10 protein-coding genes are annotated in these 13,157 nt (G+C 57.6%); 5 read left to right on the top strand and 5 right to left on the bottom strand.

The window, feature by feature from the left end:
• The 5 genes from FNJ47_RS19570 to FNJ47_RS19550 form a co-directional block, all read left to right on the top strand.
• A partial coding sequence (locus FNJ47_RS19570; RefSeq protein WP_163155924.1) for an alpha-D-ribose 1-methylphosphonate 5-triphosphate diphosphatase occupies positions 1 to 877 on the top strand: 877 nt, incomplete at its 5' end.
• A 21-nt stretch (positions 878 to 898) separates the two neighbouring features.
• Positions 899 to 1,798, top strand: a complete 900-nt coding sequence (locus FNJ47_RS19565; protein ID WP_163155922.1) for a metallophosphoesterase family protein — start codon at positions 899 to 901, stop codon at positions 1,796 to 1,798.
• A 14-nt stretch (positions 1,799 to 1,812) separates the two neighbouring features.
• A complete protein-coding gene (phnL, locus tag FNJ47_RS19560; protein WP_235999985.1) occupies positions 1,813 to 2,571 on the top strand; it encodes a phosphonate C-P lyase system protein PhnL in 759 nt (252 codons plus the stop codon).
• 438 nt (positions 2,572 to 3,009) lie between these two features.
• Positions 3,010 to 3,492 (top strand): type II RES/Xre toxin-antitoxin system antitoxin, encoded by a 483-nt coding sequence (gene parS / locus FNJ47_RS19555; RefSeq protein WP_163155920.1) that lies wholly within the window; start codon positions 3,010 to 3,012, stop codon positions 3,490 to 3,492.
• A complete protein-coding gene (locus FNJ47_RS19550; RefSeq protein ID WP_163155918.1) occupies positions 3,489 to 4,001 on the top strand; it encodes an RES family NAD+ phosphorylase in 513 nt (170 codons plus the stop codon). Before parS ends, FNJ47_RS19550 begins: the two co-directional genes overlap by 4 nt.
• Before the next feature lie 241 nt (positions 4,002 to 4,242).
• On the opposite strand, the gene FNJ47_RS19545 is transcribed toward FNJ47_RS19550, so the two are convergent.
• The 5 genes from FNJ47_RS19545 to FNJ47_RS19525 form a co-directional block, all read right to left on the bottom strand.
• Complete coding sequence (locus tag FNJ47_RS19545; RefSeq protein ID WP_163155916.1) at positions 4,243 to 5,553, bottom strand: aminotransferase class V-fold PLP-dependent enzyme; 1,311 nt, start codon at positions 5,551 to 5,553, stop codon at positions 4,243 to 4,245.
• A gap of 813 nt (positions 5,554 to 6,366) precedes the next feature.
• The gene (locus tag FNJ47_RS19540) at positions 6,367 to 7,926 is read right to left on the bottom strand and encodes a porin (protein ID WP_163155914.1); all 1,560 of its coding nucleotides are present in this window, start codon (positions 7,924 to 7,926) and stop codon (positions 6,367 to 6,369) included.
• A gap of 451 nt (positions 7,927 to 8,377) precedes the next feature.
• Positions 8,378 to 9,721, bottom strand: coding sequence for an ABC transporter substrate-binding protein (locus tag FNJ47_RS19535; protein ID WP_163155912.1), 1,344 nt, complete (start codon positions 9,719 to 9,721; stop codon positions 8,378 to 8,380).
• 984 nt (positions 9,722 to 10,705) lie between these two features.
• Positions 10,706 to 11,497 carry a class I SAM-dependent methyltransferase gene (locus FNJ47_RS19530; RefSeq protein WP_163155910.1) on the bottom strand — a complete coding sequence of 264 codons (792 nt, stop codon included), beginning with the start codon at positions 11,495 to 11,497 and terminating at the stop codon, positions 10,706 to 10,708.
• A gap of 15 nt (positions 11,498 to 11,512) precedes the next feature.
• Positions 11,513 to 12,991, bottom strand: a complete 1,479-nt coding sequence (locus FNJ47_RS19525; RefSeq protein ID WP_163155909.1) for a Mur ligase family protein — start codon at positions 12,989 to 12,991, stop codon at positions 11,513 to 11,515.
• Positions 12,992 to 13,157 lie beyond the last annotated feature (166 nt).

Below are 13,157 nucleotides of genomic sequence, written 5' to 3'. Positions count from 1 at the left end.
TTCCGGCATCACCACCATGTTCGACAGTTTTGGACTAGTGGGCGAGGAGTTCGACAGCGATCGCAATACCGCTCTCGGGCGTATGCTGCAAGGGATGGAAGAGGCAGCGAACGAAGGGCTGCTGCGGGCCGATCATTTCATACATCTGCGTTGCGAGATCATTGAACCGGACATTGTGCAGCGTTTCGCTGCTTTGCAGGAGCATCCTAAGCTAAAGCTGGTCTCACTCATGGATCACACGCCCGGACAACGGACGTTTCCCGATCCGCGCAAATGGAAGATGCATCAGAAGCGCAGGACCGGTGCCTCCGATGCCGAGCTTGACACCATCCTGGCGGCTCGACAGGAAGCTCGAGACCAATACGCCACTGTAAATCGGCGCGCCGTCGCTGATATCTGCCGGGCAAAGGGCATTGTCGTTGCAAGTCACGACGATACGACACTCGATCATATTCTCGAGGCAGAACAGCTGGGTAACTCGATTTCGGAGTTTCCGACAACCCATCTCGCGGCTGCCGAGGCGCGCAGGCGTGATATCCGCGTAGTGATGGGCGCCCCCAACCTCGTACGCGGGGGATCGCATATCGGTAATCTATCAGCCAGCGAATGCGCGACGTCGGGCCTGCTCGATATCTTGGCTTCCGATTATGTCCCGGCGAGCCTCCTGCATGCTGCCTTTCTCCTAACCGAGGAGACGGTCGGCTGGTCGCTACCTAAGGCGATCGCAACCGTAACGACATCCCCCGCTGCATGCGTGGGACTCAATGATCGGGGGGAGATAGGTCCGGGAAAACGTGCCGATCTTCTGCGCGTGCGTGTTCACAACGGCCTGCCGGTCATCCGATCGGTATGGCGCGGCGGCCAACCCGTTTATTAACTTCCAAAGCTATGGAATATCATGACCGTCCCCTCATTCATCGCTTTCATCTCCGATCCGCATTTGTCCGAAGAACGACCTTTCTTTCAATTCAACTGGGAAATCCTGCTCGATGAACTATCACGGCGACGGCCGGATCTCGTTCTTGTCGGCGGCGATCTCGCGCTTGATGGGGCGAATAATCCCTCAGACCTTCGGTATGCGCGGAGGCAGCTCGACCGGCTCCCATGCCCATGGCTCGCGGTTCCCGGAAATCACGATATTGGCGATATCGCTAGATCTGCAGCTCCCGAAGCGGCCGTCACAGAGGAGCGGAGGAACCGCTATCTCGAAACGATTGGTCGAGATTTTTGGTCGTTCGACATAGGCGATTGGCGGATCGTCGGGTTGAATAGCATGATCCTGATGTCGGGTCTCGCAGCAGAAGCGGAACAGGAGAGCTTCTTGGAACGCTCGATAACCGAGGCTGGCTCGCGCCGGGTCAGTATCCTATCTCATATGGCCGCCTGCGATGTCGTACTATCCGAGTTCGATGCGACTGGCTGGTTCATGCCTGCGGAGAGCCGCGCCATGCTGAGTACCTATCTTGTTGCGGGGAAGGTCCAGCTTCTGTTGAGCGGCGATATGCACCAAAGCCGGGATCGTCTGATTGATGGTATCCGGCATATCTGGGCACCGAGCACCGCTTTCGTGACGGATATGGCCGGCGAGTGGCGTCCAAGATTTGGTGGGCGCAAGCGCGTCGGATGGACCGAAATTAGGCTGGGCAATGAAATCGATGTCCAAACGCATGAACCGCGTCGTATGGTAGATTTTGACATCGGCAACTGGGTTCACGATGGAGCCCGGCTTTATTATGAGTTTGCGCGCGGCAGTCGCTTCGCGGGTTTTGGGACCGGGGCAGAATTGATCTCTTCGTGATGGTGGATGCTAGATTGCGCAATACGACAGGAACTCAGAGCGTTCATCCGATCGTGCACGTCAAAGGCCTTTCGAAGGGTTTCACGCTCCATACCCAGGGTGGCGCGGCAATTGATGTTTTCGACGACATCTCACTCGAGGTGTGGGCAGGCGAATGTATCTGCCTGCACGGCTCCTCCGGCGCGGGCAAGTCGACGCTGCTGCGCTCACTCTACGCCAACTACAAGCCGGATGCTGGCCACATTGTTGTGCAACATGGTGGCGAACCGATCGACCTCGTCAGCGCTGAGCCGTGGGAAGTGGTCGAGGTGCGACGCCGCACCATCGGTTACGTCAGCCAATTCCTTCGCGTCATTCCAAGGGTTTCGACACTGGACATCGTCACCGAGCCGGCGATCGCGAGCGGTGTTCCTTCAGAGACGGCGTACGCTTCCGCCCGCATCCTGCTTTCCAGGCTGCGCATCCCCGACCGACTGTGGTCTCTGGCACCTGCCACCTTCTCCGGCGGTGAGCAACAACGCGTCAATATCGCGCGAGGCTTCATGGTCGATTATCCGGTGCTGCTCCTCGACGAGCCGACGGCCTCCCTCGATGCCGCCAATCGCCAGAGCGTGATTGAGTTGATAAACGAGGCCAAGGCACGCGGGGCTGCCGTCGTCGGCATCTTCCATGATGAGGAGGTGCGCGAGGCTGTGGCCAACCGCCTATTCGAGGTGGGCCGGCCGGCGGTTCGCAAGTGTCGGTGCAACTCCGCAACGGAGGCGGCCGCATGATGGCCAAACGTCAACGCCCGTCATGCGGTCTACTACAATCCGGATCGCGATCACCTGTCGACCATAACGGCGAGGGCTTGGCTCGGGCGCGACGCATTCGCGGAAGAGCCGCCCCGTAGGACTCGCCGCTGATGAGGATCTCCTGCGCGGCACCCCCGCTACCGGGTCCATGCCGTGGGCCTATGATTGCCAAAAGGTGTGTCTACACCGTATTCTTCCGGTGAAGGCTTCACCGGACGGATACCGCAAAAACGGCCCAGCCTGTGGTTCTTCGTCCGATCTGAGTCGTTTGCGCTCGACGGGGCCAATCTAGCGGACGAGATTCCAACTGCCCCGCCGCCCTTTGCAACCAAGGTTCACGCAAGTTCCGTGGAGGGCCAGGCTTGATTAGTTGCGACATGTGACGTATATTTAGCGACACGTGACGCAAGGGGTACTATGACTGCCACAGCCGAGAAGCCGGCTCCAAAGGGGCCGGGCAATGATCTGCAGAAGGTGGCCGATTTGCTCGGCGGGCCACGCATCCTGTCGCGCCGGATCACAAGCGCCCTCGACGCCCACGAACTGCTGCTGGACGGACTGCCAGTCTCTGCGTTGACCCACTTCGTCCGTCACCTCCTTATCATTCAAACGGACTCGTTGGAAAAAGCCGTTGGAATGAGCCTTCGCACCTTTCAGCGACGCAAGGACGCTCCGGACAAGCCGCTCAGCCAGGAGCAAAGTGGGCGGACCTGGAAGTTTGCCGAAATCCTGGCCAAGGCCACGGACGTGTTCGGTTCGCAGGAAGAAGCCGAGCAGTGGCTCGAGCGTCCGGCCATCGGTCTTGACCAGCGTCGTCCGATCGACCTGCTTGCCACTCCGGCCGGCATCGAGCTCGTTGAACAGTACCTCACACGCCTCGCATACGGCGTCTATGCATGACGCCTTCTGTAGGGCCATTGGGAGGCGGCAAGCTCATCGCTTGGCGCCTCGATCAGGCGCGCTTTGCCTCGATCTGGGATAGTGGCGAAGGCGCATTCCAGGTCGGCGGCCGGTGGAACAGCAAAGGCGTTCGCGTTGTGTATTGCGCGCTTGATCCAGCGACCGCGATACTCGAAGTGGCGGTTCACAAAGGCTTCAAAGCGCTCGACACTCTGCCGCACGTACTGACCGCGCTTCATATCGTCGACGTGTCTGACGTTCATATTGTTCGCCCTGTCGACGTTCCGAACGCCAATTGGCTGCGACCGGGAATCCCAGGCGCAGGCCAGCAGACGTTCGGGGATGTGCTCTTGGCCAAGCACAAATTCGTCGTGATCCCAAGTGTGGTGTCCAATCACAGCTGGAATCTGATCTTCGACCCGACCAGGGCGAAAGGCGCGTACCAGCAGCACCTTCAGGAAGCGTTCGCGCTCGATACGCGCCTTCATCCTTCGACATCACCGCCCTAATTCGGCCCCGTAGCGGCGACCGACATTCTGGCCCCAGGGCAATTGTGAAACGATTTGGTCTGTCGGCTGAAACTATTGGTTTTTCTCGCTCTGAGACTCAGATCGAACGTCGAAACGACAGACCGTATTCCGCACGGGCCGCGCTCGTGCTTGCCGAGTAGGGTGCAGACTCGAATCCAGCGAGAATGACTCAGATCCAATCCAAGTCGACACAGCCGGGGCCTTCGCCGGATGCGTACGTTTATCGCGCCTTCGTATCGGTAATAACCGCGAGCGCCTCGACGAGGCCATCGAGATCGGCCTCATCGGTATAGAGCGCCGGCGTCACTCGGATGCATTGGCCCTTGGCGACACCCGCCCGGCGCACGGTCAGGATCTTGTAAAAGTCCATGAGCCTCGCCACGATAGCGTCATTGTCAGCTTTGTTCGTCTTGCCGGTGATTCGGAAGGATGTAATCGCGCCATACATGCCCGGCTCGTCGGGCGTCAGGATTTCGAGGTTCTTGAACCCCCGGACGCGGCTCACCCAGTAGTCGCGCAGGTAGCGCAGGCGGGCCTGTTTCGCCGCCGCGCTGATCTGCTGGTGCAACGCAAGAGCTGTCGGTACTGTTAGGACAGTGGCGAAGTTGACAGTACCGGTGTGCGCCCGTGAGCGGATGTCAGTCTCCGGAAAGTCCTCGTCGTCCATATAGCGGTCTATGTCGGCGAGGCGCTCCTTGCTGATATAGAGAAAGCCTACGCCGAGCGGTGCTCCGATCCATTTGTGCAAGTTGAAGCCGACAAAATCTGCCTGGAGTTCGCGCACCTTGAAGTCAATCTCACCCCACGAATGGGCAGCGTCGACGACAGTGTCGATGCCTTTTGCCCTCGCCATGCGGGTGATCTCAGCGATCGGCATTACCAGGCCAGTGCGATGGCTGATGTGGGTGAGCAGGAGAAGGCGCGTCTTTGGGTTAGCCTCGATCGCCCTGGCATAGGCGTCGAGCACAGCCTGATGGGTAGCCGGCTCCGGCACGTCAAACTTGAAAACCTCGACGCCGCGGCGCGCCTTGAGCGCGTTTACGGCATACTGCATCGAATCGTAGTCGAGGTCGGCGTAGAGCACGACATCGCCCGGCTTCAGGTTGTTGTAGCCACCGATGAGGAACTGCAGCGCTTCGGTCGCGCCGCGGGTCAACGCGATCTCCTCGGGCGCCGCGCCGACCGCCTCGGCCACCTTGGCGCGCACGGCCTCGAAATCCGGTCCGGAGCGCAGCCGCGCGTAGTAGGAGTTATAGTAGTTGACCAAGTCGGACTGGCGGATGAATTCGCGTCTTACCGGCTCCGCCATAATACCCCAATAGCCGTTCTCCAGATTGATGACGTCCGGCGTCACGGCATATAGACCCTTCACGACCGACCAGTAGGCCTTGTCGGTGGCGACCCCGCCCGCCGATCCGGTCGGGCGCGCCGGCAAGCTCTCGGGCACCGTCTCCAACGGCACAGTCGCCGCGCCCGCCTGGTTCTTCAGCATTGACGGGCGATCGGACGAAATTGCCTCGGTCAGATGCATGTTGACGCTCCACGCTATTGAGGTGTCTCCTATCCGCGCCGCTACACATTGTTGATCGGAAAGCGCTTGGTCTGATTCCGATCTATATCACAGGAGGTAATTGCACGCCCGCGTAGCTTACTATCGGTGCGAAATTCCGCTAGATGAGTGCACTGCGAGTAATAGGTTGGCATGTTTCTGTCGTCTAGCACAATCACTAGCGATGGTAGTTGACCGGAGCGCAAATCATGGCATCCCGCAGAACGTTCGATCGCTGGTAACAGAAATTGAATGGATGCTCGACGGCCCGCTGCATGCAGCGCCTTGGCGTCCACGTCCCGGTCAACCCGCCCCCGACAACCGCCAGCTCGATCTCGATTATTCCGGTCCTTGCGCGCCGCGCAGGAGGCGAGGACTGCGGCCGCGGCGTGCACGTCGATGCCGGAGCCGGTACGGAAGGATCGAAGGATCTCGACAGAAGAACAGGAGCCGGCACTACCTCGCCGCCTCGGCAATCCTGCCGACGCCAAGTGAACAGCAAGCTGTGAGTTGAGTTAGTCCACGCCGGCGCGCAGCACGCGCAGGCAGCCTCTCCGGGGGCTCTTCAAGCAGACGAACCTCCTCGTCGCAACTTCACTGGCGCCGAGGCGCCGCGCCCAATACCTTTATTCGCATTCGCCACATGGCCTTAAGGACCGACTTAAGGTCAAATCGCAAGATGGGCCGCTAAATTGCGCAAGGCGATCCTTTGCCGGAGCGACACCTCGCCCCTACGCGGGCCGGCTTCAAATCGGAAGCCGGCGGCCGGATTGACTCGGACTTCGCAATCGAGGATCAGAAGAGCCGCAAGAAACGCAAATTATAGATGTACGCGTCGGCTTTGCGGAAAGCCGCATTGCCAGCAGCAACCGTAGCAGCTGAGACATCAATGTGCCGATATTCGAAGTCCGGATAGATGACCAACTCGGGGCCAAATGGTGTCCACCTGATCTGGGCACTGGCTTCGAAGCCCTTGAAGTCCAATGCGCCTGCGGTGTTCCTGTTTCTGAACGCGTAGTGGGCTGACGAGACGTCAAGCTCTACGGTCGGCGAAATGTGTGCCTCGAGCACCGAACCAACAGTCCACTCGCGGGCCTGTTGTAGGACCCCGTTGGAGACGGCAGCGTCGGCACCAAGGTCGGCACTTGAGATGCCGGCGGTGCCACCTTGGTAACCCCAACTGTAGGCGAGTGCGGTAGCGCCCAGGGAGTAGGCGCCCTGGAAGCTCACCCTGGTGCCAGCGCCCAATGTCGGAACGTTGAAGCTGACGGCAGCCTGACCTCCGTAGCCATTTGCAGTGTATGGGGTGGCTGGGGAGCCATAATCCTGATGGTACCCGACCGAGAGTTGAGCCGCGCCCCACGGTTGCGAAATCTTCACATTGCCGATCACATCCGGAAGATCCATAGAACCGTATACGAACGAAGCGCCGCTTCTGCGAGTTCTGGCTGCCGAGGGAGGAGTATTTGACCTCATGGAGCCACCGGTGGTCGGATCTTCCATGGAGACCGTGGCTGTAAGGCCACTGCCGAAATTCGCGGTGTAAGCCGCTTGGTTAACCTTGTAGTCGACGAAGGGCTCAAATATCCTGAAGATATTGTTATAGATCAGGAAATTATAAGCGGTTTCGTCGCGACCTATCTTAAAGCCATTCATCTCAACGTAGCCCCAGTCGAGCGCGATAGACGGCATACCGGACGTAGTCGCGGTCTGGCTCGCGGCGGTTGCGTAGTCAATGCGGTAGTTGACGAACGAATTGACCACCCCCCAATCAGTGGCTGTTTTTGCCTTGAAGTTTACTGACGCTTCGAAGTTTTCGGCGTCTTTGTAAGTCCCGCGATCGCTCGCACCTGGCAGAATTCCGTTCCGAAACGAGCCGATGTCCGACCCACGAGTTGTGTCGCCCGTAGTTAAGTCTGTGCGAACATAGCCGCCGATGTTCATACAGGTGCGAGTGCCTGGAATGTAAAAGTAGCCTGGGCCGTACACATCGCATACGTTGACGTAGCCGACGCCGGTCTTCGCGACAGGCACATCGGCGGCTTTGGATGGGGGGCGTGTCGCGTCAGCGCGCACTTGAGCCGCCGCCTCTTTCGGCGTTAGTTTTGCCATCTTGGACGGAGAAGGATCGTTGCGGACTCCGGTTCGTTCGGCAGTCTCAAGTGAGCGAACGCGACTCTGCAGACGTTTCAGCTCTTGCTTTAGCTCATCTAGCGACTCGGCATAGGCCACGGACGATGAATACGAAACCGCGCAGCCGATCATGGCGGTGGTCGTGATCCATCGGGATGCCGTCGGCTTGCCGGATGATCGCCGCGCAAAATTCAATTCGTCTCGAAGAGTTTTTCTCAGCACTGAAGTCCCCACATCAGTACGCAAACATAGACCCCTATGTTTTTCACGTAGGATAAAAAGAGAGATCGCAGATGTCGGTGATAGAGCGTACGCGTCGTACCCAGTTGACGAGGGAGAGGCGCGTTCTCACCAAGTCAACTCAGGGATCGGCGTAACCTATGCAACGCTGCTCCTCGCTGCCGCCCCGCCCCTTAAAGCTCGCGCGTACGGAAAAATATTCGGTCAAGCCTAACGCGGCCGACAACGACATGAGATCAGTACGCGAAGTAACTGTTTGTCTTCTACGCAACCATCGAACAACATTGACGATCAGTTCAGGCTGCACAAAGTTGCAACGATGTAAGCCAACGCACTTATTTGGAAATGGCATATCCAAATCCTTGGGTCGCAACTCTCTTTGCCGACCCGTCACCGGGAGGCAAAAACTTCGGTGAGATGTCAGGCGGTCAATTCAAGCCCGAGGGAGGAGTGCTCGAACGCCACGGACCATGTCGTCCAGTACCGCCTTCGGTTCACGACGCAATGTCACGACCGACTGTATGTGATCACGGATAAGATCAGTGATCTTGATCGCGTTCTCTCCTGGGAATCCAGGCCATTTGGTTAGGATCGGAAGCTGTTCGACACCCAGCATCGCATTGGTATTCTCAGCAAAGAATTTTCCAAGCAGTTCCGGTTTCTTCACCGCGATATCATTTGCAGGAATATAGCCGGTTGTATTGACGAGTTTCGTCTGCGCCTCAGGGCCAGTCATGTACTTGACGAAATCCCAGGCGACCTTCTGGCGATCAAGGTCCCTAGTCAGGATCATTGCAGCGTTCCCTCCAACGGGTAACTTCGCGTTCGATTTGAGCGGTAGGTTTGCTGCTCGAATCCGGAAGTGGCCCGCTGCAGCCTTTTCGGCGGAGCGTAGATAGCTGTTGGCGGTGCCGAGGATCCCCATCTTGCCAGCCGAGAATGCCTGCCGGGTCTGATCCAACGACATCTCGATTTGGCCAGCTTGACCGAACTGTCTAAAAAGCTCTAGGGCCTCTAAGCCTTGTGGGCTGTCGAAGGCAATATCCTTCGCATCTGGCGTTAAGATTTCGCCGCCCTCACTCATAACGAGCGCCATCCAAGTCCAAGCGCCAGAGTGCCCGATATAGGCGTAGTGTAGTCCCATTATGCCATCGCCTAGACGTCGAATCGCTCTGGCCAAATCGAGAATCTCGGGCCAGTCAGTGGGCAGATTGTCGGGATTACCGCCAGCCCTCTCTACTAGGTTGAGATTGTAGAACAGCGTCGGAGAGGAAATCGCAAACGGCAAGCCAAAGACCTTGCCGTTGAACTTAGCCATCTCGAGAAGCGACGGTTGATAGCCCAGCGAAACGAGATCTCCCTCGGAGCCCATGAAGGGGTCCATCGAAATTGCAAGACCGCGTGAGGCCAATAGATCGATGCGATTGAATCCTTGGAACGCGATGTCCGGAATGTCACCGCTGATCGACGCCCGGAGAACCCGGAGAGACAGGTCGTCATAATCTGGCGAAGGCGTATCTACGGTGACGCGGACGCCCGGTCGCTTCTGCATGAAATCGACGCAGAGGCTGTCGTAGAGCTCCTTCGGGGTACTCGTTATGATGCGCAGCGTGATCGACGCCGATTGCGCTAGGGTGGGCCCGGAGAGGGCTGCCCCCATACTCAGTGCGGCACTTCTGTAAAGAAAGTCGCGCCTGTTAAGATCGGAAATCATATCCATTTCCCAACTGGGTTGGTGCTGCTTAGGACCTTCGACCTCGATATCGGCTTTGAACAATGCCTGTTCCAGCAGCTACCTCGGCCTGCAGCCGATATCAGCCGCGCCAGCATAAAAGCACAGCCCCCCTATCCGGAATTGATGATGCAGTGACCACCCCGTGACGAATAATGGAAGACTTGGTCACTCGTGCCTGCCTTCCGTGTCCGCCTGTATTAGCGGCGCATGCGATTCCAGGAGGTTCTGGCTCGAGTCCGAAAGGATGCGAAGGCGTGCCCGGCCAAGCGGTCAGGATCGGATTCTGCTGGACGACCACCATCAGTTCCGGTTGGTTAGCGCGAAGACGTTTCCAAATCGATCGGATTTCCTTGGGTAATGGAAGCTCCTCAAGGCGAAGCAAGGATTACCCGACGAGATGGATGGTCTCAGTTTCTTCGACCGGGCCGCGCTAATTGCGTTGAAAACTCGTCTTTGGCTCAAGGGTCCCCGAAATGCTCGAACTCCTTCCATGTGCGAGCCAAAGCCAGCGAGGGTCGAACTGACTGGGATCCGGGCCAATCGCCGAGTGGATCGATCTTGAGAGGAACCGATTAGGAGGGGAGGCCAAGTCGTCCCGAACGTGCGGAGCGCCCGTTCCAGCTCTTTGATACAAGTTGAGAGACCAGAAGTTAGGTTGGCGGCGCCGTACAAATCGTACAATCGTGCTGTAGTTTGAGCACGGTTACAAAGCGCGCGCGTATTGCGCGCGCTCCATACGAATTTTGTGCGCCGGTAGTGAGCGTTATGACCCGTGCGCATTTCGGGCCTGGATAAACGAAGCACCGGGACTTCCGCGATCTAAGGATGTAATATTAAGTTCGAGATGGTAGATGGGCTGTCGACGTCGCTGAATTCAGGAGGGAGGGAAATTGATGCTGCCTCCTCACCGCTCGGCTTTGTCGCTTCCGGCGCGCTGCTAACACGATCCCGAACACCCGATTGCGCTAAACAAGAGGGCGAGCCGTTGGATGGCCCGCGTTCATTTTCTTCTCCAGGTGGCTCGGATCAATCTAACAAGGGCTTGCGGATTGCAACCAACCAGGAGCGCGCGCCGCTCATATCGCTCGGCTGCAACTGGCCATTGTCGGCGAATCCAGCGAGCTCGAAGCCGTGATGGTGGAGATGTGCTTCCATCTCAAGCGGCAGCATGAATCGATGCTCGCTGTTCTCGACATCGATCACCTCGTTGCCCATCGACCAGACTCTTTTGATGCGGAATAGAGAGTTCGGCAAATCGAGCGCGATCTCGGCATCTCCCCGATAGGAATTGCCGTCGAGTTCGAAATGGATGGACCAGTTGCGTTGGTCTGCGGCACCGGAGAGGAGAGCGCAGGCATTCATTCCTTCGATAACCAGGATGGCACCCTCTTCCGTATGTTCCGCCAGGACCTGCATCGTCAGAATGACATCCTCGTTCGTCTTTGCGTGAGTGAAGACGCCGCCAAGCATGATGACCGCGTCGAAACGACGACCGAGGTGCAAATCGCGCATATCCCCGATCGAAACAGTCGCATCCGGATCTCTCTGGCGGGCAGCTCCTACCATTACAGGCAGAGCATCTATACCCCACCGCTCAACAGCCGGATCAGCGAAACGGGCAAGTGCCAAACCCGTCCCACATCCGATATCGAGGATCGACCGTGGAGGGTTCGCCGCAAACCGATGCACCAACTGGAAACAATTCTCGGCCCATTCTGCTGACTGGGGGTAAATGCGCTCATACCATTCCCCGCTACGATAAATAAATCGCATTGGCACGACGCCGCCCGAGCCTTCGGCTGTATTAGTTTGCGGCATAGATCATTCCTTCGATCAATCGGGCGTCGGACTGCCGACCAGCTCCTCAAGAAACCGGCGCATATTTAATGGCGGGTTGTAGAAGACGGGAGAAATCAGCAGCCGCGCATCGCGACGCGCTGCTCGGACACCTTCAAGAACCGCGGCATCGAAGTTCTTTGCACGAACGACTGGCGGCATTCCTTTGCCTGTTTCCGCCAGCATCTGCTCTATGACGTCCCCACCTTCGTCGAAGAGCACGACGCCATTTGCCTTTCTTTGAAGTGCCTCGCAAAATAGGCGTAAATCGGCTTTCTCCAACGAGCTGCTGACCCGTTTTTCCCCGCTAACCGATTGGACCGCGCCTCCGGAGACGACGATCAGTGAATGATCTGAAAACGTTTCCAAGCCGCTCAAGGCCTTGCGCGGATTCATCCCGATTGTGTCATCGTATATCTCGACGCCGTTTAGCATTCCGAGAAATTGACACCGTTGCGGAAGCCCCCGGAAGCTGACCAATCCGTCACGTAATGTTGTACGCTTCACTCCAAGCTCAACCGCAACTGCCGCAGCAGCCAGCGCATTCGGAATGTGATGGTACGGAATTCTCAATTCCGAAACGGCGCAAATTCTATCGGACCCTTCCTTGGAACGGATCACAATGTGGCCGTCCGCAACCACAACTCCAGTTGTTATGTTATCAAGCGTGCTGAAATAGATTTCGCGCGTCTGCCCAAGTCCACGGAAACTCCCGCGTACTTCCGGATCATCAAAATTAAGCACGGCCATGTCGCCACACGCCTGAAAGCGTAGTAGATTCTGCTTAGCACTACGATAGGCTTCGAAAGAGCCATGCCAGTCCTGATGATCCGGAAATAGGTTGGTGACTATCCCGATTGAAGGACTGATCGTGACGTGGTTCAAGTGATGGCTGGTCAATTCGAGCACAGTCCACGACATGTCGTTACGTGACGCGACCGCTTCCAGCATCGCTTTTCCTGGTCCAGACGGGGTGAGGCGATAGTCGGTCGAACCAATGACGTCCATTCCGCCCCTCCGCAGGATTGACGTCAGCAGGAATGTAGTCGTCGTCTTCCCAGCCGATCCCGTTACTCCGATCGTCTGACCGGCCACATCGCGCAAAATGGTATCCGCGAGATTGGAGATTATGATCCCCTTGGATCGAGCACGATCGATGATCAAATCACGCGGCGGCGTCGAAAGGGAAACGAAAAGCGTTCCCCCATCATGGATTTCGTCGAGTTCGCCCCTAAACCGAAAATCGATCCTACCGCCATCAGTGCGCAAATCCTTCCGCGCGCAGTTACCCGCGTGAAGAACGGTTACGCGCCTTCCGCGGTTGGAAAGATACCCGGCCAGGGCAAGCGCATCCTCGTCCACGCCGTCTATGAGCACATGCAGACCTTCCATCGAAGGACCGATCTCGCGACCGCAATCTGAGATATTCACAATCGCCGCCCCTTCCGTCGGAAATGGAAACTCGCGGCTCGCCACTTGAAACGCGCCACGTTGCCGGTCCAGTTTTGTTCGAGCATTTTCTGCCGTGCGAGCTCGCTCATGAGCGGAAAATCCACTTCCGCTGTCCTCTCTATTTTCACAAGGTCCCGCTTCAATTCTAAAGCGAGATGCTGGACATTAGATCAACTACCAACGTTGGTAA

It is taken from the genome of Bradyrhizobium uaiense (genome assembly GCF_010811875.1).
Taxonomy (GTDB): domain Bacteria; phylum Pseudomonadota; class Alphaproteobacteria; order Rhizobiales; family Xanthobacteraceae; genus Bradyrhizobium; species Bradyrhizobium uaiense.
Note: the sequence above shows the minus strand (reverse complement) of the source record. Positions and strands in the feature narration are given on the sequence as shown.